Raw genomic sequence first — 24055 nt, forward strand, 5'->3', positions numbered from 1 at the left:
TGGTTTTGGGGCTCGACTACGATCGTAGTCGAGCCCTTCAGTATGTCAGATGAGAGCTGAGGTAGGGTGTGTGGTTGAACATTGTGCAGGCAAGTGCTGCTGCGCCACGGATGCCGGCATCAAAACCGGAAGCGCTGCGATCAATCATGAGGTTTTTGGTCACGAGCGGGTGACAGCCTCCGTATAAACATGAACGTACAGCAGCGACAAAGACATCTACTCGTGAAAGTTTTCCTGCAAGAAAGATACCTTCAGGATTAAAGAAAGAAGCGAGGCTGCATACTGCGTTACCAAGGTGCTCACCTGCTTCACGTAGAAGGTGGGTGGCTAGTGGGTCACTATCTTGCGCTGCTTGTATGAGCGAATCTGCTTGGGAATTTTTACCGCCCATCTGGTGCCATTTTTCACCTAAAGCTTCTGCTGTGACCACTGTTTCTAAACAGCCATAGTTTCCGCAGAGGCAAAGCGTATTTCCGTATTCTTCGTGGCGCACATGGGAAATATCGCCTGCGGCCCCTGTTCCGCCACGATAGATACGTCCATCAACGACGATTCCAACTCCAAGGGCGCTTCCTGCTTTGACTGTGAAAGAGTGGTGTAGCTGAGTATGAGAGGTGTGTTCACCCAATGCGATGATATTTGCGTCATTTTCAATGAAGGTGGGCACGCTGAAACATTCTGATAACCATGAGGCCAGTGGGAAACCATTCCATTGGGGGATTCGTGAAGCTGAGTGTACGCAGCCGCCTGAGTGGTCGATAGGTGCCGGTAGGCCGATAACAATGCCGGCGAGTTTTTCTTGATTATGTGTTTGTGTCAGTATTTCTGTGAAAAGTTGAACGAGTCTGGGCAGTGTTGATTCGGGGCCGGATCGTAGGGGAAGTGACTCAGTTCTTTTTTCTTGAAGATTTCCGTTGGTACCTGCCAGACCATAACGTGTATGTGTTGTTCCAAGATCAGCAACAAGATAAATATGAGTGTCGTTTTTGATACGTAGTCGGCGTCCTTTGCGTCCGCCGGTTGAGGGGACTTCACCGGCTTCTTCAAGATCTCCTTTGTGGATGAGTTCTTCTACATAGAGTGAAATTGTTGAAGGCGCTAAGGAAAGTAAGCGTGCGAGATCTGCGCGAGTATGTGCTTTTCCTTCAGCAACGAATGTCATGATGGCATCGTGAATAGGTGCATACGTGCGCGAAGATTGTCTCATATGTGCTTTCTCTTTCTTTGATTTAGAGATCTTTATTCGATATTTTCGCATAAAAATGCGGCAAAATATCACATTTCAGTGACGAAACTAAGAGTTTTATCGCATATTTGCCGTATTTTGGCCCAATCAATTATGATCTACTTCATCGAAATATTTAGACAAAGATGCCTTACTTAGTTCGATTTATCGAAGGAGACATTATCGTGCTTGCTCACCCTGCTACGCGCAAAGAATCCCATACACAGTGGTTCGATCATTCGCGTATGGGTTTATTCGTCCATTTTGGCTTGTACTCGGTTGCAGGACGTCATGAATGGGTGATGACTCGTGAAAAACAAACTATCGCGGACTATGAGCGTTATGCAGAATTTTTTGATCCAGATCTCTTTGATGCGAAAGACATTGCACATCGCGCCAAAAAAGCTGGAATGTCGTATGCCGTTTTAACGACGAAACACCATGACGGTTTTTGTCTTTTTGATACGCAACAAACCGACTATAACTCCACAAAATGGCAGGGACGTGATTTTGTTGCCGAATGGTGTGAAGCGCTGCGTGAAGCAGGACTAAAAGTTGGACTGTACCACTCGTTGCTGGACTGGCATCACGAAGATTTTACAATCGATTTCCATCACCCAGGGCGTGATGACCCTAACGCTCGTGAACTCAATAAGACAAAAGACATGAGTCGTTACCGCGCTTATTTACACGAGCAAGTCCGTGAGCTCCTGACCCAATACGGGAAAATCGACTATCTGTTTTTTGATTTCTCCTACCCATGGGAAATGAATAATTGGATGGGGAAAGGGAAAGAAGACTGGGGATCTGAAGAACTCGAAAAAATGTGCCGTAGCCTCCAACCGGAAATTATTATCAATGACCGTTTGGATATACCGAGCGATCTGGTAACCCCTGAACAATATCAACCTAGCGGGCCAATGATGATTGATAATGCTCCAGTTCGTTGGGAAGCCTGCCAAACATTAAATGGATCATGGGGATATGATCGTGATAACCGGGACTTCAAATCTTTTGACATGATCGTTCAAATGCTGGTGGATACAGTATCGAAAAACGGCAATTTGTTACTCAACATTGGTCCTGATGGGCGAGGAGCAATTACAGATCATGATGCACATATCCTCGACGAACTTGCAGAATGGATGAAACTCCATCAGCATTCCATCATCGGCGCGGGCGCCTCACAATACACTGCTCCGCAACACACGATATATACCCAACGGAATGATCGTTTATATGTACATGTACTGTCATGGCCTTTTGGTCATCTTCATCTTCCAGATTTGGCAGGAAAAGTACGTTTTGCTCGTCTGCTATGCGATGGGTCAGAAATTGCTATGGAAGTTCTCGATCCAGAAAAACAAGCTCTTACAACGGAAGTCGGCGGTCAACCTGCGGGGACATTGACTTTGAACCTGCCTGTACAACCACCGCATACACCACTACCAGTTATCGAATTATTTCTTGAAGAAAATGTCCGATAAGAATGATATTCATCGCTGAATATCAACTACACAAGAAGGAAATAAATATGTCACGACGGGTCAGAGGAATAAGTTTCGTTGCAGCAACTGCATGTGCTGCTATGTTACTCACTTCATGTGCTGGAGGGGGAAGCGGATCCTCTAACGGCAATGCCTCAGCACAAACTGACAAAGTCTCCATCACATGGGATATGTGGGGAGGTGACGAGAAATCCGAAAAATGGGTGAAAGATACCGCTGAGATTGCGCGTAAACAAAACCCTGATATCGAGATTAAAACTCAAACGGCTTCCTGGGGTGATTACTTCACAAAGCTGACAGCAAATGCATCTTCTGGAAATCTGGCCTGTGTTACCTCAATGAATGGTCAGCGTTTGAATACTTTCTACCAGACCCTGTCACCTTTAAGTGAAGAGGATCTGCGTACAGCAGGCATCAATCCTGCAGATTTTACGCAGGGTGCTCTTGATATTCTGAGCTATGACGGCAAACTGTACGGAATCCCCTATGACGTAGCAGCCATGTTGGTGTACTACAACAAGGATATGTTCGCTGAAACAGGAACTCCTGAGCCACGCGCACAATGGAATTTTGACGATTTCTTGGCTGCAGCAAAGTCAACCACAACAGATGCCCATAAGGGATTTGGCGTAGGTATGGGTGAATTCCAGTGGATGGCCTTACCGATTGCTAAATCAGGTGTTCAGCCCGTAACAAAGCAAAACAAGCTGGATCTGACAAACCCTGATTTCCTTGAGGCTGCGCAGTGGTACGCCAAACTTGTCACCGAAGAAAAAGTAGCTGATCCTGTTCCTTCAGCAAGTGAACTTGGATGGGGTGAAGAACAATACCAAGCAGGAAATGTCGCTATGGCCGTTGACGGGACATGGAATGCAAAAGGATACTTCACCAATGAAGCAGGTTTTAAAGCCGGTGCGCAACGTTTACCACAAGGAAAGAACGGTTCTTACGCTTTGGTGCTTGGATCCGGTTTCGGTATTGCAGCTAACTGCCAGGGCGCTGAACGTGAAGCGGCACTGAAAGTACTGGGATCACTGCTGTCGAAGGACGCACAAGATCTCTTAGCATCTTCCGGTCGTTCATACCCAGCACGTACTGAATCACAGCCACTCTACTTTGAAGCCTTGCCTGAAGAAATCCGTGGTGAAGTAAAGACTGCATTTGAAGCTGTTTTCACGGGGCTTACAGGTCAAAATTCAGCATCAACATGGCAGCAAGTGAATGAGTACTTCACTCCTAATCTTGTGTCGGTCTACACCGGTGCCATGAATATCAGTGACATGTTGGCCTCTGCGCAGAGCCAGTTCGGTAACTGATCGTTATTTTTCAAGGAAACTCAATGCAAATGTCAACTGCTCCACAACGTCGGCGAAGCAGGATGGCCAAAATTGAAAGTCGCCAAGCGCTGGGGTTTGTTACCCCAGCCTTGGTAGGCTTGTGTCTTTTTACCATTGTGCCAGTATGTCTTTCAATCGTGATGAGTTTGTATAACTGGCCCGCTTTTGGTGAACGGTCATTTATAGCTTTCAATAACTACAAGCGATTAGTTATAGAAAATCCTGATTTTCTGCCTGCGGTTCGTAATTCTGTGATTTTTACGGTCTTATATGTACCTGCAAATATTATAGTTTCTCTTGCATTGGCCTTTATTGTTGGGCCACGTATTCGTGGACGCAATGCTTTCCGCGTATTGTTTTTTATTCCAGTGGTCACACCGATGGTGGCAAATGTCCTTGTATGGAAAATGCTTTTGCAACCGCAGGGTTTGTTCAATGGGATAGCGAAAACATGGTTTGGTTTTGAGCTTCCTTCTTTTCTTGCACACCCACAATGGGCGATGGTCATGATCGTTGTGATGAGTGTGTGGCAAGGGGCTGGATACAATATGCTGATCTTTTCTGCGGCGATTGAACAATTGCCTGAGCAAGTTATTGAAGCAGCCCGTATTGATGGTGCTCATGGAAAAGTCATGTTGTTCAAAGTTATTTTGCCAATGATGTCACCTGCAATATTCTTTGCCAGCGTTATGACTGTTATTAGCTCGCTTCAAGTTTTTGTGCAGCCTCAAATGCTCACAGGAGGTGGGCCTGGAAATTCAACAATGCCAATAGTGATGTTTATTTACACAACAGGCTTTAAGTTCCAACAATTGGGTATGGCTGCCGCTGCTGCCTGGATACTTTTCTTCCTTGTCATTTTGGTGACGGCATTCCAATTTAAGGCCCAAAAGAGGTGGGTACATTATGAAGTCTGAAAATAAAGATGTAATGGCTCCTCATAATGGTATTTCTCAGGTGCCATCCCGCCATAAAACAAAAGATTCTTTATCGAATGTGGGATTACTTGGTGGTGAGCCATCGAGAATTAAAGATATTCTTTCCCACATAGTTGTATGCATTGCAGCTTTCTTTTTTGCAGCACCTTTGATTTACGCTTTCTTTTCCTCACTTAAACATAAAGATGAAGTGTATTCTGTTCCGCCTTCTCTTTTTGGAAAAGAACTTCGATGGAGCAACTATGTTGATGTATTTACATATGCTCCTTTTGTAAGGTACATTCTTAATTCATTCCTTGTCGCACTTTTAGGAACAGTGATTGTAATTATTGTTTCCTCAACTGCCGGATACGCTTTCTCACGTTTGCGCTGGAGGGGGCGAGATACCGCTTTTCTATTGTTCCTCGGGACAATGATGATTCCGGTTGAGGTTCTTGTGATCCCCATGTTTATTCTGATGCAAAAATTCGGATGGGTGAACACATATCAGGCCCTTATTTTCCCCTTTGCTTTCGGAGCTTTCGGTACTTTCCTTATGCGACAATTTATGAGGGGAATTCCTTTTGAACTAGAAGAAGCAGCACGGGTGGACGGAGCTGGTCCACTGAGAACTTTTATTCAAGTAATTCTTCCTCTCACAAAATCTGCTATTGCAGTATTGGCAGTTTTTACTTTTATGGGTTTTTGGAATTCATACTTATGGCCGCTCATCGTCACCGTTGACTATGCGAATTTAGGAACTTTGCCTATTGGTCTTGCCTCTTTTTCAACACAAGAGGGTACTCGAATTGATTTGCAAATAGCGGCTTCAATTGTGTCAATGGTTCCGACAACCATTCTTGTAATCGCACTGCAAAAACACCTGATTAAAGGTATTGCCATGTCAGGTATGGGAGGTCGTTAATTGAGAAATATTTATAAGCTACGCGTATTTAATATACGTGTTCATGTAACAAAATAATTTATTTTTTAGCTGAGGAAAGTATGTGTAACATTCCGCGCATTGCCATATGCGGTATCCATATTGAATCATCCACATTTACCCCCTACATATCGAGTGCCGATGATTTCATAGTCACTCGCGGCGAAACACTGATAAACCGATACTCATGGCGTAATGATCCGTGGGCTCGGCAAGTGGAATGGATTCCGATTTTGCACGCACGCGCCTTACCCGGCGGTGTTGTACAACGGGAGGCCTACGAGTCATGGAAAGAAGAAATCATCGCAGGGCTGCGCGAAATAGGGCAGATCGAAGGGCTTTTCTTTGACATTCATGGTGCCATGAGTGTGGAAGGTATGGATGATGCCGAAGGTGATCTCATTACAGCTATCCGAGAGGTTATCGGTAGCACGGTGGTGGTTTCTGCATCAATGGACTTACATGGAAATGTGTCTGATGTCCTTTTTGATTCTTGCGATTTAATGACATGCTACAGGAAAGCTCCGCATGAGGATGCTCTTGAATCACGTGAAAGAGCTGCACATAACCTTGTGAATTGTGTTGTAGCAGGAGGGAAGAAACCCGCAAAGGCACTCGTTCATGTTCCAGTTCTTTTGCCGGGAGAAAAAACATCAACACGTATGGAGCCTGCGCGCAGCCTGTACGACATGATGTACGAGGCAGAGGCCCTTCCTGGTGTAACAGATGGAGGGATTTGGATTGGTTTTGCATGGGCTGACCAGCCGCGCTGTAAAGGCGCTGTTGTTATCTACGGTGACGACGCAACAGTAGTGAAAGAACAAGCTGAACGAATAGGACGTGCTTTCTGGGACGCGCGTGACGAGTTTTGCTTCGTTGCTCCTGTGGGAAGTATGCAGGAATGTTTAGAGTGGGCTTTGACCGCCAAGCGGCCTACTTTTATCTCAGATTCAGGAGATAACCCCGGAGCAGGGGGCGCCAATGACGTAACGGCGGCTTTATCAGCTTTATGCGCATGGGAACCTGTTCAAAACCACACTCTGCGTGTCATTCATGCCTCAATTGTGGACCCTGAAGCTGTCGCTATCTGTTGGGAAAAAGGCGTAGGGGCACAGGTTGATATCCACGTGGGCGGTCATATTGATCGGCGTGAACCAGGACCTCAAGCTATCAACGGAATTGTTGAAGCTTTAGTTGATGATCCAGATGGCGGGCATACAGCAGCAGTTCGCACAGGAGGCTTAACGGTAATTATTACGAGCCGACGAAATCAATACACGACACATCAGCAATTTGCTCGCTTAAATCTGGATGTACGGCACGTAGATGTTGTTGTTGTCAAAATGGGATACCTCGAACCGGCTCTCTACAATGCGCAACGTGATTGGCGTATGGCCCTGACACCAGGAGGAGTAGACCAAGATCTTGTGCGTTTAGGACACCAAAAAATTGAGCGACCAATGGTACCTTTCGACCAAGGTTTTGAAACGCCTATTCATGCGAGGCTCGTATCGCAATGAATAACGCATATATGGGGATAGACATTGGCGGCACATCAATAAAGTGGATGATTGTTACTGCCGAAGGCAATGTACTTTCCCGAGGCCAAGAGGCCACATGCGCAGCATCGGTAACACAACAGGTCATAAATGTTGCTTTATCTGTGTTAAAGCAACATCCGCAGATCTGTTCGATTGGTGTGATCTGCCCGGGTATTATCGATGAGAAACAGGGGGAAGTTATTTATGCGGCTAACCTGAACCTCAGACACACCCGTTTAACTGAATTACTGAGTACAGCAACAGGCCTGCCCGCTTGTCTTGGTCATGATGGGCGTAGCACTGGTTTTGCAGAAGCGGTAATGGGTGCAGGGAAAAACACGAATTCTTTCGTGATGATCCCGATTGGAACAGGGATTTCTGCGGCACTGTATATCGCACAGTCAATGTGGGAAGGACACACATTTTCCGCAGGTGAAATAGGGCATACCCCAGTCATACCCAATGGTGAGCAATGTAATTGCGGTCAAAAAGGATGCCTTGAAGTGTATGCATCAGCAAGGGGGATTGCTCGCCGCTACCACCAAAAAACCACACATGATATCGGCGTGCGTGAAATTCAGAATCGCTTAGGTCAAGATCCTATCGCTGATGATGTGTGGATGACAGCAGTGGAAGCCTTAGCTCTTTCCTTAACGCATCTTACCCTTATTTTCGATCCGCAAACCTTCATTATTGGAGGGGGGCTTTCTCAAGCGGGCGAAGACCTTTTTGCACCATTACGTACACGACTTTCTGAAATGCTTTCTTGGCGTGAATCACCGTATATTTGTGCCGCACGTATGGGCGCTATGGCGGGAATGTGGGGTGCCGTTGCTTTGGCATGCAAACTCACAGGATCAACAGCATATAAGGAGTGGGGACATGACTCTGATCGAAATATGTGTTGAAGATACCGCGGGTGTACGCATCGCACGTGATGCGGGTGCTGATCGCGTTGAACTATGCAGCCGATTAGACATTGGCGGTCTGACTCCTTCAAAAGAAATAATTATGGCTTCACTGCCTGTGGCGCCCCCAAGCGGGATACAGATTATGGTGCGCTCACGTGGAGGTGATTTCGTATATTCAAAAGACGAAATCAAAGAAATCATTGACGAAATAGGGAAGATCCGTTCTTTCACACAGGGATCTGCTGTTTCCTGTGGTTTTGTTGTAGGAGCTTTGCGTGAGGATGGGCATATAGATCATGAAGCGGTGCAGAGTTTTCGTGAAGCCGCAGGTGAGTGTCCTTTGACCTTTCATCGTGCTTTTGACTGCATTCCTTCATTAACAGAAGGACTAGAAACCCTTATTGACGCTGAATATCAGCATGTTTTAACAACAGGAGGACACCCAAGCAATGCGGATGTGAATGCTTTACGTGCTCTTGTAGAACAAGCTGATAATCGTCTGCACATCATAGCTTCTGGTGGTTTACGTGCTCACAATGTTGTTGATGTCATGCGCCAAACGGGAACACCTCAGGTGCATATGCGTGCTCCCCATCCGTTAGGTGGCACTGATGCAACCGAGACACGTCGCATTGTGTCATGTATTCGTGCTTTTAATGCGCGTATATAAAAGCAGCATGTATAAATATGCTTATGCAGAATCTACGCGTTGGGCAAGCACAGGCAACTCTTATCCGACCGTGGGAACAACCTGCGACACGTGCTTTGCGTGTAGGGTTGTCTGGAGGGATTGGCTCAGGTAAATCAACTGTTGCACAAGTTTTGAAAGCCCAAGGCGCGCTACTTGCAGACGCTGACCGTATTGCGCGAGAAATCGTATTCCCAGGAAGTGAAGCTTTGGCTGCGATAACTGAAGCTTTTGGTGAGGGAATACTCAATGAAGATTCTTCACTGAATCGTGCAGCTCTGGCTCAGCAGGTTTTTCGATGCTCATCTGCTCGCCGCACGCTTGAAAATATTACGCATCCTTTGATTGCTGCCCGGGCAGAAGAAATTCTTTCCACTGCGCCACATGACGGTTGTGCGGTGTACGATGTGCCGTTACTCGTTGAAAAACAGATGCAGCATCTTTTTGATGTGGTTCTTATTGTCGATGCTCCTGAAAACATTCGTATCGCTCGTTTAATTAAACGTTCCATGACTATGCATGAGGCAAAACAACGGATAAAAACACAAGCATCGCGACAAGAACGTCAGAGTGTTGCTCATATATGGATTGATAATAACGGGAGCAAAACAGAACTCGAACTTCTTGTTGAACAGGTAAAAAAACAATGGTTGCAACCGCAGAAGTGAAAAGGCCTCGAATAAGGCTATAAAAAGCGTGTATTCGAGGCGCTATTCTCTTTTTGAAAGTGAGCGAGTTAGCGAGCTGCGTGTGTAGCCGCCCAGTGAGCCGCACCGACAATACCAGCAGTATTAAGTAAGAGTGCTGGCACCATGGGGGTTTTCAAATCAAGTAAAGGCATGAATTTTTCGTGGTTTTGAGAAACACCGCCACCAACAACGAAAAGATCGGGTGAGAACAGCATTTCAACGTGTGAATAGTAGCGCTGTAAGCGTTCCGCCCATTGTTGCCAATCCAATCCTTGCAGTGTCTTTTGGCCAGCGGATGCGCGTTTTTCAGCGTCATAACCATCAATTTCAAGGTGACCGAGTTCAGAATTGGGCACTAAAACACCATCGAGAATAATGGCTGATCCGATACCTGTTCCCTGAGTTGTCACAATGACGACCCCAGGAATACCGCGTGCTGCCCCGTAAACAGCTTCAGCTAAACCAGCGGCATCTGCGTCATTGAGAGGAAAAACAGGACGACCCAGATGACGCATCATGAGTTCATTGACGTCAATACCAACCCAAGAATCATCGAGATTCGCCATGAAACGAATGACTCCGTTGATAACGGGAGCAGGGAAAGCAATACCTACGGGAATTTCTGGCCCAACATTGAGGCCTTCAAGCAATTGGCGACATACATGCGCGATTGCGTCAGGAGTTGCTGGTCGAGGCGTTTCAATACGGATGTGATCAGTTGAGAACTCACCTGTATCTAAATTAACAAGAGCTGCTTTTACACCAGAGCCGCCAATGTCAATGCCACACGCTAACCGTGCCATGTGTTCTCCTTGAAAAGTGTTATATCTGAGCAGCTACAAGCCTAACGGACATGGAGGCATATCCGCTTCATCAGCCCTGCATATGCTGTTATGGGACGGGCAACATCCTCGAATGTTATGTGAAAATCTGTGAGTAAAGATCGTCACAAAAACTCATGTCTACGATCGTCGTAAGTATTCACTTATCGTTGTGTAAATATTTGTTGAATACAGTATCAACGTATGGAGTGGGCAAAGAACAGCTCCGGGGACCTACGCCTTGTGAGGCAAAGTTAAAATCCGAGCACCATCTTCGGTGACAACAACAGTGTGTTCAAATTGAGCACTCCTACTGCGGTCACGAGTCACGACTGTCCAATCATCATCCCATTGTTCCCAATCAATAGATCCCAAGGTCAACATTGGTTCTACGGTAAAAACCATGCCAACTTCCATGACCTCATTATGCGCGGGAGCTGCATCGTAATGAGGAACAATAAGTCCCGAATGGAAAGCCTCCCCAACTCCATGACCCGTGTAATCGCGCACAACACCGTAGTTGAAACGCTTAGCATACGATTCAATGACGCGGCCAATCACATTAATTTCTCGTCCAGGACGAATAGCTTTAATACCGCGTGCAAGAGCCTCACGAGTGCGCTCAATAAGCAAATGCGATTCTTCGTCTACTTGTCCGACCTCAAACATTGCACATGTATCACCATGTACACCATCCACATATGCTGTGATATCCACATTGATAATGTCACCATCTTCAAGAGGACGATCATCGGGAATACCATGACAAATCACCTCATTGATCGAGGTGCATAATGACTTGGGGAATCCCATATATCCCAGACAAGAAGGATAAGCCCCGTTGTCAATAAGGAACTCATGACCTATGCGATCAAGTTCATCAGTGGTGATGCCAGGAGTAATAGCTGATCCGACTTCTACGAGAGCTTGGGCTGCTAAAGCACCAGCAACGGCTATGCGTTCAATAGTTTCCGTATCTTTAATATCCGAGGCGGTGACTACTTCAGGGCCATCGTGGAACATATATTCAGGGCGCGCAATATGTTCTGGGACATGGCGTATAGGGGATACTTTTCCTGCGGTGAGATTACCTAGGGGAGCACGACGCGGACGATCAGCAGTAGACATCATATGTCCAGAATACGTTTCTTCGTCTTGCCTGTCTTATTCACATGAAACAAAGTGAAGTGTTTGATACGTGTTCGTATTTTTATGCTTACGGTGCGCTGCCTACAAGGAGCATGGGACCTAGCTTTCCTATGGTTGAGGAAAATATTGTGGCGTACCCTGTTAGCACACAGGAAAAGCAGTGCGTGTGCCGCTGACCTACGTAATGAATGGAGAGAGAGCTATGTCCCACCACGAAATGCCATCGAATACAACGCGCAGTCGTTTCCGTATTCAGCATTTTGCTCAGGCAAAAGAAAAGGGCCAGCCCATCACCATGTTGACGGCATATGACGCATTGATCGCGCCAATTCTTGAAGACGCGGGTATTGATGTGCTTCTTGTAGGGGATTCCCTTGGGAACACGGTCCTTGGGTACGATTCGACCCTACCTGTCACCCTTGAAGATATGGAACGAGCAACGGGAGCTGTTGCGCGTTCTACTCGACATGTCATGGTGGTGGCTGATATGCCTTTTGGTACGTATGAAGCAGATGCATTCACTGCATACACACATGCTGTGCGTTTAATGAAAGCGGGTGCTCATGCTGTCAAACTGGAAGGCGGGGCTGCCCGCACGCAGGCAGTACAGACCCTCGTTCAGGGAGGCATTCCTGTTATCGGTCATTTAGGGTACACTCCGCAATCCGAAAACACGCTCGGAGGGCCTCGTATGCAGGGACGTGGAGATACTGGACGCATTTTGCGTGAAGACGCGCACGCCCTTCAAGAAGCAGGTGCTTGTGCGATTGTTTTAGAAATGGTGCCGGCTGATCTCGCACGACAGATCACAGAAGAACTACGTATTCCAACAATCGGTATTGGTGCAGGCCCGCATACTGATGGGCAGGTGCTGGTGTGGTCAGATATGGCAGGTATGGGATCGTGGGCTCCTTCTTTCGTGAAACGTTTCGGTGAAATCGGGGAGTCTCTGCGTCTAGCTGCTTCTGCATATGTGTCGGCTGTTCGTGAAGGTTCTTTTCCTGCGCAGGGGCACTATAAAGAACAGTAAAGCGAATTCTGGGGATGAACTATTTTGGGCGTGTGCTGTCATAGTTGTGCTGTACGTGTGTGCAGAGGCGAAGTCAGTGGCGCTTGTTAGTATGAATCAGGGGCATGTGCTATTTCGTCGAATGAACCATATGCGCTGAAAAATGTTATTCGCACTATGATGGCGTGGGCGCGTCATGAAAGTGACGGTACGAAAAACAATGACCGAGGAAGCAGGAAATGGACCAGACTTCTCCTAACCTCAATCCGCTTGATAAAGATGCAGTAGATGCAGTTGTAACTCAAGGATTAGCAGATATCACTCAAAGTGCAGATTTGGTGCAACTCAAAGAGGTGCGTGCAGCACTTTTTGGGGATAATGCCGCTCTTGTTATAGCTAATCGCACTATTGGTTCTTTAGATCCCAGTGACCGAGGTCTTGCTGGACGCCTTTTAGGGGGAGCACGCAAAGTTCTGAATGAGGCTTTGAAAGCTCGTGAAGAAATTTTGCAGGCAGAACATGAAGCACGTGTCCTTGTAGAAGAAGCCGTTGATGTTACAGCTACAACAGATCGTTACCCTGTGGGAGCACGTCACCCATTAGAAACATTGATGGAAGACATAGCGGATTTCTTTACTGCTATGGGGTGGGGGATTGCTGAAGGCCCTGAAATTGAACATGAGTGGTTTAACTTTGACTCGTTAAACTTCGACATCGATCATCCTGCGCGGCAAATGCAGGATACTTTTTATGTTGATGGTACAACGATTGGTGGTAAGCAACCTGAGGACGGGCATCTTGTGATGCGTACTCATACCTCCCCAGTCCAATCTCGTGCCATGCTTTCACGGGGGGTCCCACTGTACGTGGCCTGTCCGGGGAAAGTATTCCGTTCAGATGCTTTAGATGCGACCCATACACCTGTTTTCCATCAAATTGAAGGTTTAGCTGTCGACCGAGGCTTGACGATGGCTCACCTTAAAGGGGTGTTAGACCATTTTGCTCGTGCAATGTTTGGCCCTGAGGCAAAAACACGTTTGCGGCCAAGCTTTTTCCCATTCACAGAACCCAGTGCCGAAATGGATCTGTGGTTCCCTCAGAAAAAGGGGGGTGCCGGTTGGATTGAATGGGGTGGCTGCGGTATGGTCAACCCGAATGTTCTTCAAGCAAATGGCATTGACCCGCAAGAATACACAGGTTTTGCTTTCGGTATGGGACTGGAGCGCACATTGATGTTGCGTCACGGTATCGCAGATATGCATGACATTGTTGAAGGAGATGTGCGTTTCTCCCAGCAGTTCGGACTTTACGGAAAGGGCCACTGATTATGCCTATGGTTCCCCTGAGCTGGTTAGCTGACCACGTTGATGTGCCATCAGATATACGTGCTGAGGCGCTGGCAGAAGCTCTTGTTAAAGTTGGTTTAGAAGAAGAAACCATTCACCCGGCAAAAGTCATCGGCCCTCTGGTTGTCGGACGCGTCCTTTCTTTGGTTAAAGAAACCGCCTCTAACGGTAAAACCGTGAACTATTGTCGTGTGGATGTGGGTGTTCATAATGATCCTCCGGGGACAGGGAAAGAGCCCTGTGATTTTCCCAGCCGCGGCATTATTTGTGGCGCGCATAATTTCGTTGAAGGTGATCGCGTTGTTGTGTCGTTGCCGGGAGCTGTACTTCCAGGTGATTTCGCAATCGCTGCGCGTAAGACATACGGGCATATCTCTGATGGCATGATCTGTTCGGCCCGTGAGCTCGGCTTAGGGGATGAGCATGATGGAATCATTGTGCTTGATCGGGAGTATCCGGATCGTCAGATCCCTGCTGTCGGTGAAGATCTGATTTCTTTCCTTGGTTTGGGCGAAGAAGTCCTTGAAATTAATGTGACACCGGATCGTGGCTATTGTTTTTCGATGCGAGGCGTGGCCCGTGAGTTTTCTCATGCAACTGGTCATGCTTTCCGTGATCCTGGCTTGAGCGGGGTTTTGGTAAGCGGAGTTCCTGAGGCAACTGAAGATGGTTTCCCTGTGCTGGTTGAGGATCAAGCTCCTATTAAGGGAAATGTGGGCTGTGATCGTTTTGTCACACGCATTGTCCGCGGGATTAATCCTTCAGCTCCGACACCACGTTGGATGGTGGAACGCTTAGAAGCAGCGGGTATGCGTTCGCTGTCTTTAGCGGTGGATATCACGAATTACATCATGCTTGATTTAGGTCAGCCTATGCATGCCTACGATCTTGATGCTCTTCAAGGGCCAGTGGTTGTACGTCGTGCGCGTTCTGGTGAATCTTTGGTGACATTAGACGAGGTTGAGCGTCATTTGCATGAGGAGGATCTGTTAATTACAGATTCGCCTGAAGCAGCAGGTTCACGCATTATTGGTCTTGCAGGGGTAATGGGTGGCCGTTACTCAGAAGTAGAGGCAACAACAACAAATATTTTGCTGGAGGCTGCGCATTTTGATGCAGTTTCGGTTGCTCGTACTTCACGGCGCCATCGTGTAGTTTCGGAGGCATCCAAGCGTTTTGAGCGTGGCGTAGATCCGCTTTTGCCTGCTGTCGCTGCGCAGCGTGCAGTTGATTTACTGGTGGAATATGGCGGCGGTAGTGCTGATCGTGCGGTGTCAGATTTTAATGCTCTGCCTGAACCGTTGGTGATTTCTTTCCCTTATACGGAAGCAGAGCGTCTGACAGGTGTTGCTTATACGCCTGAGCGTATTCGAGACTTGTGCGAAATGATTGGTTGCACAGTCAAAGAAACAGAGGGCGCTTTTGATGTGACTGTTCCATCATGGAGGCCTGATCTGGTAGGACCTGCTCATTTGGTTGAAGAAATCGCGCGTTTGGATGGCTATGATGCTATTCCGTCGATTTTACCGAAGGCTCCTTCCGGTCATGGCTTAACTGAGACTCAGAAGGCTCGTCGTATGGTGGCTCATACATTAGCTGAAGCGGGTCTGGTTGAAGTTAAGTCTTATCCGTTTGTTTCTGATTCATTTGATCGTCAGCGGATTAAAGACAATGACGAGCGTCGTCGTGCTTTGCGGTTACGTAATCCGCTTGCGGATGATGCGCCGTGGTTACGTACTTCCATTATTGATACGTTACTTGAGAGTGCGGGTCGTAATATTTCGCGTGGTATGGATGGGGTGGCCGTATATGAGATAGGAATGGTTGCTCGTCCTGCCGGTTGTGTGCCTGCTCCTTTGTTGGAGGCCTCTACTCGTCCTTCTGATGCGCATATCAATGCTTTATATGCGGGGACTCCGGCTCAACCATGGCATGTGGGAATAGTGTGTGCAGGAAAAACTGGTTCGCCATTAGGAGGCCAACGCGTCGTTGACTGGAATGATGCTGTTGATATGGTGCGTCGAGTAGCTTCGATTCTGGGTGTGCGTGTTGAAGTGTGTCGTGCATGGCTGTGTGAGCCTGTGACTTTTAAGGGTGCTCCTATGCCGCAGGCTGCGACTGACCCAGAAGATGTGGCTCCGTGGCATCCCGGCCGTGTGGCACGTGTTTTTGTGCGCCGTGGACGTGACTTGGTTGATGTGGCCTATGCTGGCGAGCTGCATCCTGGTGTCTGTGAGGCTTTTGGTTTGCCTAAGCGCTCTATTGCTGTAGAGCTGGATATGGATGCTTTAATTGCTTCACGTGCGGATGGGCCTATTCAGGTCAAGCCTGTGTCGACGTATCCGGTGGCGAAAGAGGATTTTGCTTTCGTGTTGCCGGTGGATGTTCCGGCTTCTCGGGTGGAACAGGCGGTACGTCAGGGTGCAGGCGCTTTAGCTGAGGATGTGACTCTTTTTGATATTTATGAGGGTGAATCGGTAGGAAGCGGTTATCGTTCCCTTGCTTTTGCTGTGCGTTTGCGTGGGGATCATACGCTTTCTGCTCAGGAAATTTCTTCTGTTCGTGAGGCGATTGTGCAGCGTGTGACGAAACAGTTGGGTGGGCGTTTGCGCAGTTAAGGGGCATATGCTGACTGGCCGATGGTGTAAAGAAGATCTTAAATTTTACTTTTAGGGTGTTCTTAATACACCATCGGCCTTTCTTTCTGTCACACTTGTTCTATGCGTATCCTTGTGACTGCTTCTTCAAAACATGGTGCAACTGCTGAAATAGCCGATGCTATTGCTGGTCATCTCGCTGAACATGGCTATGATGTGTTGCGTAAAAACCCGCAGGATGTTACCTCACTTGATGGTGTGGATGCGGTGGTCTGTGGTTCTGCTGTATACATGATGACGTGGATGGAGCAGGCTCATGATTTTATGGATCGTTTTGCTTCAGAGCTTGAGGGTATTCCTGTGTGGGCTTTTTCTGTGGGAATGAACGGCGTTCCTGCGCATGTTCCTCAAGATCCTTCTCGTATTGGGCCTGTGCTGACAAAAGTAAAGGCGATTGAGCATAGGGTCTTTCCTGGGCGGTATATTCCTTCTTTACTGAATTTGCGTGAGCGTACGATCGTTCGTTTAGCCGGTGCAGTGGAGGGTGATTTCCGTGACTGGGATGTGATTGAGGAATGGTCACGGACTATTGCTGAGACTTTGAGTGATGTCTCTCAGTAGAAAACTACGAAAACCCTAAAATAAATTCGCATAGACATACGTGTAAATGTATATTTATGCGTATGTCGATGTTTTGTCTCGCTGCATATGCGCACAAAGAATACTTTCAGCGTAAAACTATGCTGCTTCGTATCACAAGAGGGACGACACGATGACTGAATCCACAGCACCTCGTACAAAAGCGGCGCGTCAAGAAGCTATACGCAGCATTTTGGCTTCCTATAAGGTGACCTCTCAAGAAGACTTGCGTTCGCAGCTTGCAGCTAATGGCATTGAAGTGACACAAACAACTTTGTCACGAGATCTCATTGATATGCATGCTGCAAAGGTTCGCTCTGCTGATGGCGCATTGGTGTACACCGTTCCTGATGCCGATGGATTACCAACACATGAGGGCGAGGCAGGTCGTGAACGCCTTGCCCGTTGGTGCCAGTCCCTTCTTACCAGTTTGATACGAGTAAATAATCAACTTGTTTTACGTACTCCTGTAGGGGCAGCGCAACTTTTAGGGTCTGCTATAGATTCGGTGCGTATGAGTGAAGTTGCGGGTACTTTAGCCGGTGATGACACTGTGCTTGTGATATGTCGCTGTGATGAAGCCGCGGTAAAAATTGAAGCAATTTTGCTTGAAATGACTCAATCCTCGTCTCTGACAGAGAAATGAAAGGAAAAAACCTATGACACAGGCAAAGGACCGTGTAGTTCTTGCATACTCAGGTGGTTTAGATACCTCAGTAGCAATTGGGTGGATTGAAGAACGCACCGGTATGGAAGTTGTTGCCGTGGCTGTGGATGTTGGTCAAGGTGGTGAAGACCTTGAGGTGATTCGCCAGCGTGCTTTGGATTGCGGTGCGGTTGAAGCATATGTTGCAGATGCGAAAGATGAGTTTGCAGCGGATTTCTGTATGCCAGCTTTGCAAGCAAATGGCTTGTATGAAGGTGTGTATCCTTTAGTTTCAGCTCTGTCGCGTCCTTTGATTTCGAAGCATCTTGTTCAAGCAGCACGTCAATTTGGCGCGAATACTGTGGCACATGGGTGCACGGGTAAGGGAAATGACCAGGTACGTTTTGAGGTTTCTATTACCTCATATGCTCCTGATCTTAAATGTTTAGCACCGGTGCGTGATCTTGCTCTGACTCGTGATGTGGCGATTGACTACGCAAATTCACATAATCTTCCGATTGAAACTACTCGTCACAATCCGTTCTCTATTGACCAGAATGTGTGGGGGCGTGCAATTGAAACAGGTTTTCTTGAAGATATTTGGAATGCGCCCACGAAAGATGTCTACACGTATACCGATGATCCGACATACGCTCCTGTTCCTGATGAAGTAGTGATTAGTTTCCGTGAGGGTATTCCTGTTGCTATTGATGGGCGTGCTGTGAGCCCATTGGAAGCTATCCAGGAGCTCAATCGACGTGCGGGTGCTCAGGGAATTGGGCGTATTGACCTTGTTGAAGATCGTTTAGTTGGTATTAAATCACGTGAAATTTATGAGGCTCCTGGTGCGATGGCTTTGATTGCTGCGCACCAAGAGTTAGAGCATGTCACTATTGAGCGTGAACTTGCTCGCTATAAGCGTCGTGTCGATCAGCGTTGGAGCGAATTGGTATACGACGGTTTGTGGTTCTCACCGTTGAAGCGTTCTTTGGATGTCTTTATCCGCGATACGCAGCAATATGTTACCGGTGATATTCGTATGGTCCTGCACGCAGGTCGCGCCACGGTTAATGGACGTCGTTCAGAGTCCTCACTCTATGACTTCAACCTCGCAACTTATGAGACAGGTGATACCTTCGATCAGTCGTATTCGAAAGGTTTCATTGAAATCTTTGGTATGACTTCACGCCTTGCAACAGCACGAGATGTGCGTTTTGGTAGGGGCCCTGAGTTGGGTGAGGGACTGCTCTCAGAGAAATGAAATCAGATTGTGACCGGGAATTGGGATTTTTTTCGTGATTCTCGGTCACTACTGCAATAGGCTTACAAAAGGTGTGAAGGCACGGCAGCCCCACTGAGGGCTTGTGCGCTCTTGCGGGCATAAATCAGTATTTCCCTGAGGGAAGGGTATCCGCAGATATGTTTCAACGCTTGTCTGCCTCTTTGCGTCGCATACGACAGACCTGTGCGTTATATGTTGAACCAGTGCGCTTAGCACTTGTTGACATACGCGACACCATGGTGGAACGCCATACTGAACGTGCAGAAAAACTGTTGCCAGTATGCGCTGTGTGGGCTTTTTTCTTGACTTTTGGTGGTCAGGGAATACGTAACCTTGTTGGGTGGTTCGCTTTTGCCGCAATTGCTGCGCTTTCTCTTCTAATTCTTGCGGGTCTTTTTGTGACGGCTGGTCGCCAACTGTCTTTACGGCGCTTACCTATGCTTCCGTGCGCATTTGTTGCGCTCTGTTGCCTTTCTGTTGTGTGGTCGCACTTTCCGTTAGAAACAGTGGCAGCGTCAATGCTGTCGGTTGCAACGACGGTGACGGGTATTTTTTTGGCGGTTGCCTTCCCCTTACGTGAGCTACTGTCGTATCTGATTTCTGGGTTGAAATGGATTTTAGGGACTAGCCTAGCTCTTGAACTCTTTGTTGAAGTTTTTGTTGGTCACAGAATTGCGCCAGTATATATGTGGTCATGGGAACATATTCCTGAAATGTATTACTGGGTAAACTCCTTACTTTTTGAGGGCGGCCCCATACAAGGAATAGTGGGGAACCGTAATCCCTTAGCCTTCATTGCTTTGCTTTGCCTCATAGGTGTGGTACTAACGTGGCTTGATACCCGTACCCATACTCTAGGCACGGTGGTGTGGAGCACTATTTGTTTATTGGTTCTCGCGCTGACACGTTCTGCGACGGTGTTGCTGGCTTTGCTCGCATGTCTGGCGGTCGGAGTGGGTGCCTTAATCTTGCGTCGAGTAAATGTGAAGTATCGTTTCCGCGCGCTCGTGTTTTTGCTTGTGTGCGCGGTGCTTATTGCTATAGGTTCATTCTTTTTTCACGATCACATCAGTGAATTTGTGGCGCGTAGCCCTGATATGAGTGGACGCGGCGTGATTTGGGAGCGTCTCTTACGTCTGTGGGCTTTACATCCTTTTGTTGGTTGGGGATGGGTTATGTATTGGCCACCATGGATTCCGATGTTCAAAAATCTGGTTGTACGTGCCGATGGAACCCCGACAATGTCGGCTCATAATTCTTATATTGAAGCACTTTTTCAAACGGGTATTTTAGGAGCGGTTATTGTGATCGCGGCCGTCGTAATTGTTGCTTTCCGTATTTTTTACTGCGCTTATGTGAACTTAGATAAGTCGTTATATTTCCTTCTTCCCGCCGTGCTTATGGTGGCATTGATTGTTCAGTCTTTTACAGAATCGCGTTTGCTTTCAGAGGGAAACTGGGTTCTTTTCGTTGCTTTTGCGACATGGCTTGTGGTGCGAGTGCGTTCTGATAATGCTGATGTGAGTGTGAGGAAAAAATCGGTGGATTTTTCTGTGCCGATGCCTGCCTAGATATTGCTTTTCATTTATTTCTTCTGCTTGTTGTTTCTTTCTTACCAGTGACTCATACGTACCTACTCTTGAGTGTGTGTTCGCATAATTTGTGAGTCGTATTTTCACGCACGAGAAAATCTCTATCGAAGAATGGACAGAAGTTGGTAAATTCCTCAGAAAACGGCATGATCGTCTGGTGGAATCGACACATAACAATGCTTCAATGAGCCTATGGGGTGGCCGTTTCAGTGGTGCGCCTGCCGATGCTTTAGCAGCCCTTTCTGTTTCTACTCATTTTGATTGGCGTTTAGCGCAGTGTGATATCCGAGGCTCACATGCTCATGCAGATGCTTTATTTGCTGCAGGTTTGCTCGATAGTGATGAAATTCGGCGTATGCATGAGGCTTTAGATTCTTTAGCGGAAGATGTTGCTTCAGGAGCTTTCCTTCCAACTCAAGAAGATGAGGATGTGCATACAGCTCTTGAACGCGGCTTACTTGAACGTGCAGGCTCCCATCTTGGAGGTAAATTACGAGCAGGTCGTTCTCGCAACGATCAGATTGCTACGTTGATACGTATGTATTTGCGTGAACAGGCTCGTTTTATTGCAGGTCTTATTCTGAATGTGGTCGATGAGCTGCATATGCAAGCAATATCGGTAGGTTCGGCAATCATGCCGGGGCGTACGCATATGCAACATGCTCAACCGGTTCTTGTGGCACATCATTTGGCTGCGCACGCATGGCCTCTTGTACGTGACGTGGAACGCTTAGGTGATTGGGATAAACGAGCAGCAATTTCCCCTTACGGCTCCGGCGCTTTAGCGGGGAACACTCTCGGAATGGATCCGCGTGCTGTGGCTCATCAGTTAGGTTTTGCTGATTCTGTGGCAAATTCTATTGATGGTACGGCTTCTCGGGACGTTGTTGCAGAGTTCGCGTTCATTATGGCAATGGTGGGGGTTGACATATCGCGTCTTTGCGAAGAAATTATTATTTGGAACACGAAAGAGTTCAATTATGTGACATTGGATGATTCTTTCTCTACAGGATCATCGATTATGCCTCAAAAGAAGAATCCTGATGTTGCTGAACTTGGACGCGGGAAAGCAGGGCGTTTAATTGGTGATTTAACGGCTCTGCTGACAGTTCTTAAAGGAATACCTTTAGCATATGATCGTGATTTGCAGGAGGATAAAGAACCTGTTTTCGATCAAATTGATACATTGACTATTCTTTTGCCGGCCATTTCAGGAATGATTGCTACGATGCGGCTGAATACAGATCGTATGGCAGAGCTTGCGCCGCAAGGTTTTTCTTTGGCAACGGATATAGCAGAGTGGCTAGTACGTAAGGGCGTTCCATTTCGTCAGGCGCATGAGATCTCCGGTATGTGTGTAAGGATTGCTGAAAATCGTGGGGTCGAGCTTGCTGATCTCACTGATGAAGAATTAGCGTGCGCCTCACCTGAATTAACAGCTGATGTGCGTGAAGTTCTCACTATCGAAGGCTCAGTTTCGGCTCGAGTTGGACGTGGCGGTACAGCGCCTCAGCGTGTTGCACAGCAGTGTGAGCAATTACGTGCGCAGGCGGATGCTTTACGTGAGTGGACGCGCGCGTAATATGGGGCGCTACGCAGTGTGTGCCCTGTAGAGGAGCATTTCACTTGTGCGGAACGCGGCGAATGTTATTTCATCTGTGCTTTACACTTAAAGTGACTGTATACAGTAGAAAATGAATTGTGAGGGTATTACTGTGACCGACATCCTGGACGAACTTCAGTGGCGTGGGCTTATTGCTCAGCACACTGATTTGGACGCTTTACGTGAACACCTGTCGCAGGGGCCGGTAACGTTTTATTGTGGTTTTGATCCAACCGCTCCTTCATTGCATCATGGGCATCTTGTGCAAGTGATTGTTATGCGACATCTGCAGCTTGCGGGGCATCGTCCTTTGGCTTTGGTAGGAGGAGCAACCGGACAGATTGGTGATCCACGGCAGTCTGGCGAGCGTCAATTAAATCCAACGGAAGTTGTGGCTGGTTGGGCGCAGCGTTTGAAGGATCAAATTTCCCGATTCTTAGATTTTGAGGGTCCTGCCGCTGCGGTGATGGTGAATAACCTTGACTGGACCGAGCAGATGTCTGCTATTGATTTGCTTCGAGGCGTAGGGAAACATTTCCGTATCGGTACGATGCTGGCTAAAGATATTGTGGCGCGTCGTTTGTCCTCTGATGAAGGTATTTCGTACACGGAGTTTTCTTATCAGGTTTTACAGGCAAATGATTTCTTGGAGTTATTCCGTCGTCATGGATGCACTTTAGAGACGGGCGGGAATGATCAGTGGGGCAACATGATTGGTGGTGTTGACCTGATACGTAAGGTTGAAGGTAGTTCCACTCATGTGATGACCACGCCAATTATTACGAAATCTGATGGTACGAAGTTTGGAAAGTCAGAGGGTGGGGCAATCTGGTTGGATCCGGACATGATGAGTCCGTACGCTTTCTACCAGTTCTGGCTTCAAGTGGCTGATGATGATGTCATTCGTTTCCTGAAGATTTTCACTTTCGCAACACGTGAGCGTATTGAAGAACTTGCAGTTGAGGTGGCTGAACGCCCTCATATGCGTGTGGCGCAAAAAGAATTGGCTGCTCTGGTTACTCAGATGGTGCATGGGAAAGAACAACTTGATCGTGTGCTTGCTGCAACTGAAGCTTTGTGGGGTGGCGGTGATTTACGGGCTCTTGATGAATCCACATTGCGTTCGGCTACGGTAGATCTGCCTCGTGCTGAGTTAAAACTGGGTGAGGGGAGTGTTATCGATGCTCTTGTGGCGGCAGGCCTGGAAAAGGGGCGTTCTGCTGCTCGGCGTACGGTGGCTTCTGGTGGCGCTTATCTAAATAATGTCAAGGTGACAGATGCTGAGGCACCTATTACTCATGATGATGTGTTAGCTGCTTCTATTGTTTTAGTGCGTAAAGGTCGTCGAAATCTTTGCGTTGTTGAGCTCGTGTGATCTTCTGACCTCATAACTTATGTGAAGGCAAGTAATTCTTGTGAATTACTTGCCTTTGCTTTTGTATCAAAATATTATTTTTGCTTTAGTTCATGTTTGTGTGTTTGGTGTCATAGTGTTTTGGTTTGACGTGTGCGTGGTGGGGTGGGTATTGTTTTTGTTTGTCGCCTGATGGGGTTTGCCGGTTGTGGTGGGTTTTGTTGGGTGGTGTGCCTGGCCTTGGTGCTGCGGGGTTTT

The 24055-nt window shown here is 47.4% G+C and carries 20 protein-coding genes; 17 read left to right on the forward strand and 3 right to left on the reverse strand.

Features of this window, described 5'->3' with window-relative positions; genetic code table 11:
* Positions 1-37: 37 nt before the first annotated feature.
* Positions 38-1207 carry an ROK family transcriptional regulator gene (locus tag LRP54_RS04000; protein ID WP_231235063.1) on the reverse strand — a complete coding sequence of 390 codons (1170 nt, stop codon included), beginning with the start codon at positions 1205-1207 and terminating at the stop codon, positions 38-40.
* Positions 1208-1410: 203 nt separating this feature from the next.
* Here LRP54_RS04000 and LRP54_RS04005 point away from each other — a divergent pair, with 203 nt between their 5' ends.
* From LRP54_RS04005 to coaE, 8 genes are all read left to right on the forward strand, one after another.
* Positions 1411-2712 carry an alpha-L-fucosidase gene (locus LRP54_RS04005; RefSeq protein ID WP_231235065.1) on the forward strand — a complete coding sequence of 434 codons (1302 nt, stop codon included), beginning with the start codon at positions 1411-1413 and terminating at the stop codon, positions 2710-2712.
* 47 nt (positions 2713-2759) lie between these two features.
* Positions 2760-4049: an ABC transporter substrate-binding protein gene (locus LRP54_RS04010; protein WP_231235066.1), complete on the forward strand. Its 1290-nt coding sequence runs from the start codon at positions 2760-2762 to the stop codon at positions 4047-4049.
* Positions 4050-4078: 29 nt separating this feature from the next.
* The gene (locus LRP54_RS04015) at positions 4079-4987 is read left to right on the forward strand and encodes a carbohydrate ABC transporter permease (RefSeq protein WP_231235068.1); all 909 of its coding nucleotides are present in this window, start codon (positions 4079-4081) and stop codon (positions 4985-4987) included.
* Entirely contained in the window at positions 4977-5912 is a 936-nt protein-coding gene (locus LRP54_RS04020; RefSeq protein ID WP_231205824.1) for a carbohydrate ABC transporter permease, read from the forward strand. The genes LRP54_RS04015 and LRP54_RS04020 overlap by 11 nt, the downstream gene beginning before the upstream one ends.
* Before the next feature lie 80 nt (positions 5913-5992).
* A complete protein-coding gene (locus tag LRP54_RS04025) occupies positions 5993-7450 on the forward strand; it encodes a M81 family metallopeptidase (RefSeq protein ID WP_231235070.1) in 1458 nt (485 codons plus the stop codon).
* Positions 7447-8379 carry an ROK family protein gene (locus LRP54_RS04030; RefSeq protein ID WP_231235071.1) on the forward strand — a complete coding sequence of 311 codons (933 nt, stop codon included), beginning with the start codon at positions 7447-7449 and terminating at the stop codon, positions 8377-8379. The genes LRP54_RS04025 and LRP54_RS04030 overlap by 4 nt, the downstream gene beginning before the upstream one ends.
* Positions 8354-9052 (forward strand): copper homeostasis protein CutC, encoded by a 699-nt coding sequence (locus LRP54_RS04035; protein ID WP_231235072.1) that lies wholly within the window; start codon positions 8354-8356, stop codon positions 9050-9052. The genes LRP54_RS04030 and LRP54_RS04035 overlap by 26 nt, the downstream gene beginning before the upstream one ends.
* Before the next feature lie 23 nt (positions 9053-9075).
* Entirely contained in the window at positions 9076-9738 is a 663-nt protein-coding gene (gene coaE, locus LRP54_RS04040; protein WP_231205820.1) for a dephospho-CoA kinase, read from the forward strand.
* A 68-nt stretch (positions 9739-9806) separates the two neighbouring features.
* Here coaE and ppgK read toward each other — a convergent pair whose 3' ends face one another.
* Both ppgK and map read right to left on the reverse strand, forming a co-directional pair.
* Complete coding sequence (gene ppgK / locus LRP54_RS04045) at positions 9807-10562, reverse strand: polyphosphate--glucose phosphotransferase (protein ID WP_231235073.1); 756 nt, start codon at positions 10560-10562, stop codon at positions 9807-9809.
* 252 nt (positions 10563-10814) lie between these two features.
* Positions 10815-11708 (reverse strand): type I methionyl aminopeptidase, encoded by an 894-nt coding sequence (map, locus tag LRP54_RS04050; RefSeq protein ID WP_442984597.1) that lies wholly within the window; start codon positions 11706-11708, stop codon positions 10815-10817.
* A 223-nt stretch (positions 11709-11931) separates the two neighbouring features.
* Here map and panB point away from each other — a divergent pair, with 223 nt between their 5' ends.
* The 9 genes from panB to tyrS all read left to right on the forward strand — a co-directional run bounded on the left by panB (position 11932) and on the right by tyrS (position 23818).
* Positions 11932-12759 (forward strand): 3-methyl-2-oxobutanoate hydroxymethyltransferase, encoded by an 828-nt coding sequence (gene panB, locus LRP54_RS04055; RefSeq protein ID WP_231235076.1) that lies wholly within the window; start codon positions 11932-11934, stop codon positions 12757-12759.
* A gap of 218 nt (positions 12760-12977) precedes the next feature.
* Complete coding sequence (gene pheS / locus LRP54_RS04060) at positions 12978-14063, forward strand: phenylalanine--tRNA ligase subunit alpha (protein ID WP_231235078.1); 1086 nt, start codon at positions 12978-12980, stop codon at positions 14061-14063.
* Between the two features lie 2 nt (positions 14064-14065).
* Complete coding sequence (gene pheT / locus LRP54_RS04065) at positions 14066-16702, forward strand: phenylalanine--tRNA ligase subunit beta (protein ID WP_231235079.1); 2637 nt, start codon at positions 14066-14068, stop codon at positions 16700-16702.
* 102 nt (positions 16703-16804) lie between these two features.
* A complete protein-coding gene (locus LRP54_RS04070; RefSeq protein WP_231205814.1) occupies positions 16805-17302 on the forward strand; it encodes a flavodoxin domain-containing protein in 498 nt (165 codons plus the stop codon).
* A 151-nt stretch (positions 17303-17453) separates the two neighbouring features.
* Positions 17454-17966, forward strand: coding sequence for an arginine repressor (argR, locus tag LRP54_RS04075; protein WP_231205813.1), 513 nt, complete (start codon positions 17454-17456; stop codon positions 17964-17966).
* A 13-nt stretch (positions 17967-17979) separates the two neighbouring features.
* A complete protein-coding gene (locus tag LRP54_RS04080; RefSeq protein WP_231205812.1) occupies positions 17980-19227 on the forward strand; it encodes an argininosuccinate synthase in 1248 nt (415 codons plus the stop codon).
* Between the two features lie 158 nt (positions 19228-19385).
* Entirely contained in the window at positions 19386-20819 is a 1434-nt protein-coding gene (locus LRP54_RS04085) for an O-antigen ligase family protein (protein WP_231235081.1), read from the forward strand.
* Positions 20820-21024: 205 nt separating this feature from the next.
* Positions 21025-22422, forward strand: coding sequence for an argininosuccinate lyase (gene argH / locus LRP54_RS04090; RefSeq protein WP_231235101.1), 1398 nt, complete (start codon positions 21025-21027; stop codon positions 22420-22422).
* 133 nt (positions 22423-22555) lie between these two features.
* Complete coding sequence (tyrS, locus tag LRP54_RS04095; protein WP_231235082.1) at positions 22556-23818, forward strand: tyrosine--tRNA ligase; 1263 nt, start codon at positions 22556-22558, stop codon at positions 23816-23818.
* Positions 23819-24055 lie beyond the last annotated feature (237 nt).

This window comes from Schaalia sp. lx-100, from assembly GCF_021083625.1.
GTDB lineage: Bacteria > Actinomycetota > Actinomycetes > Actinomycetales > Actinomycetaceae > Pauljensenia.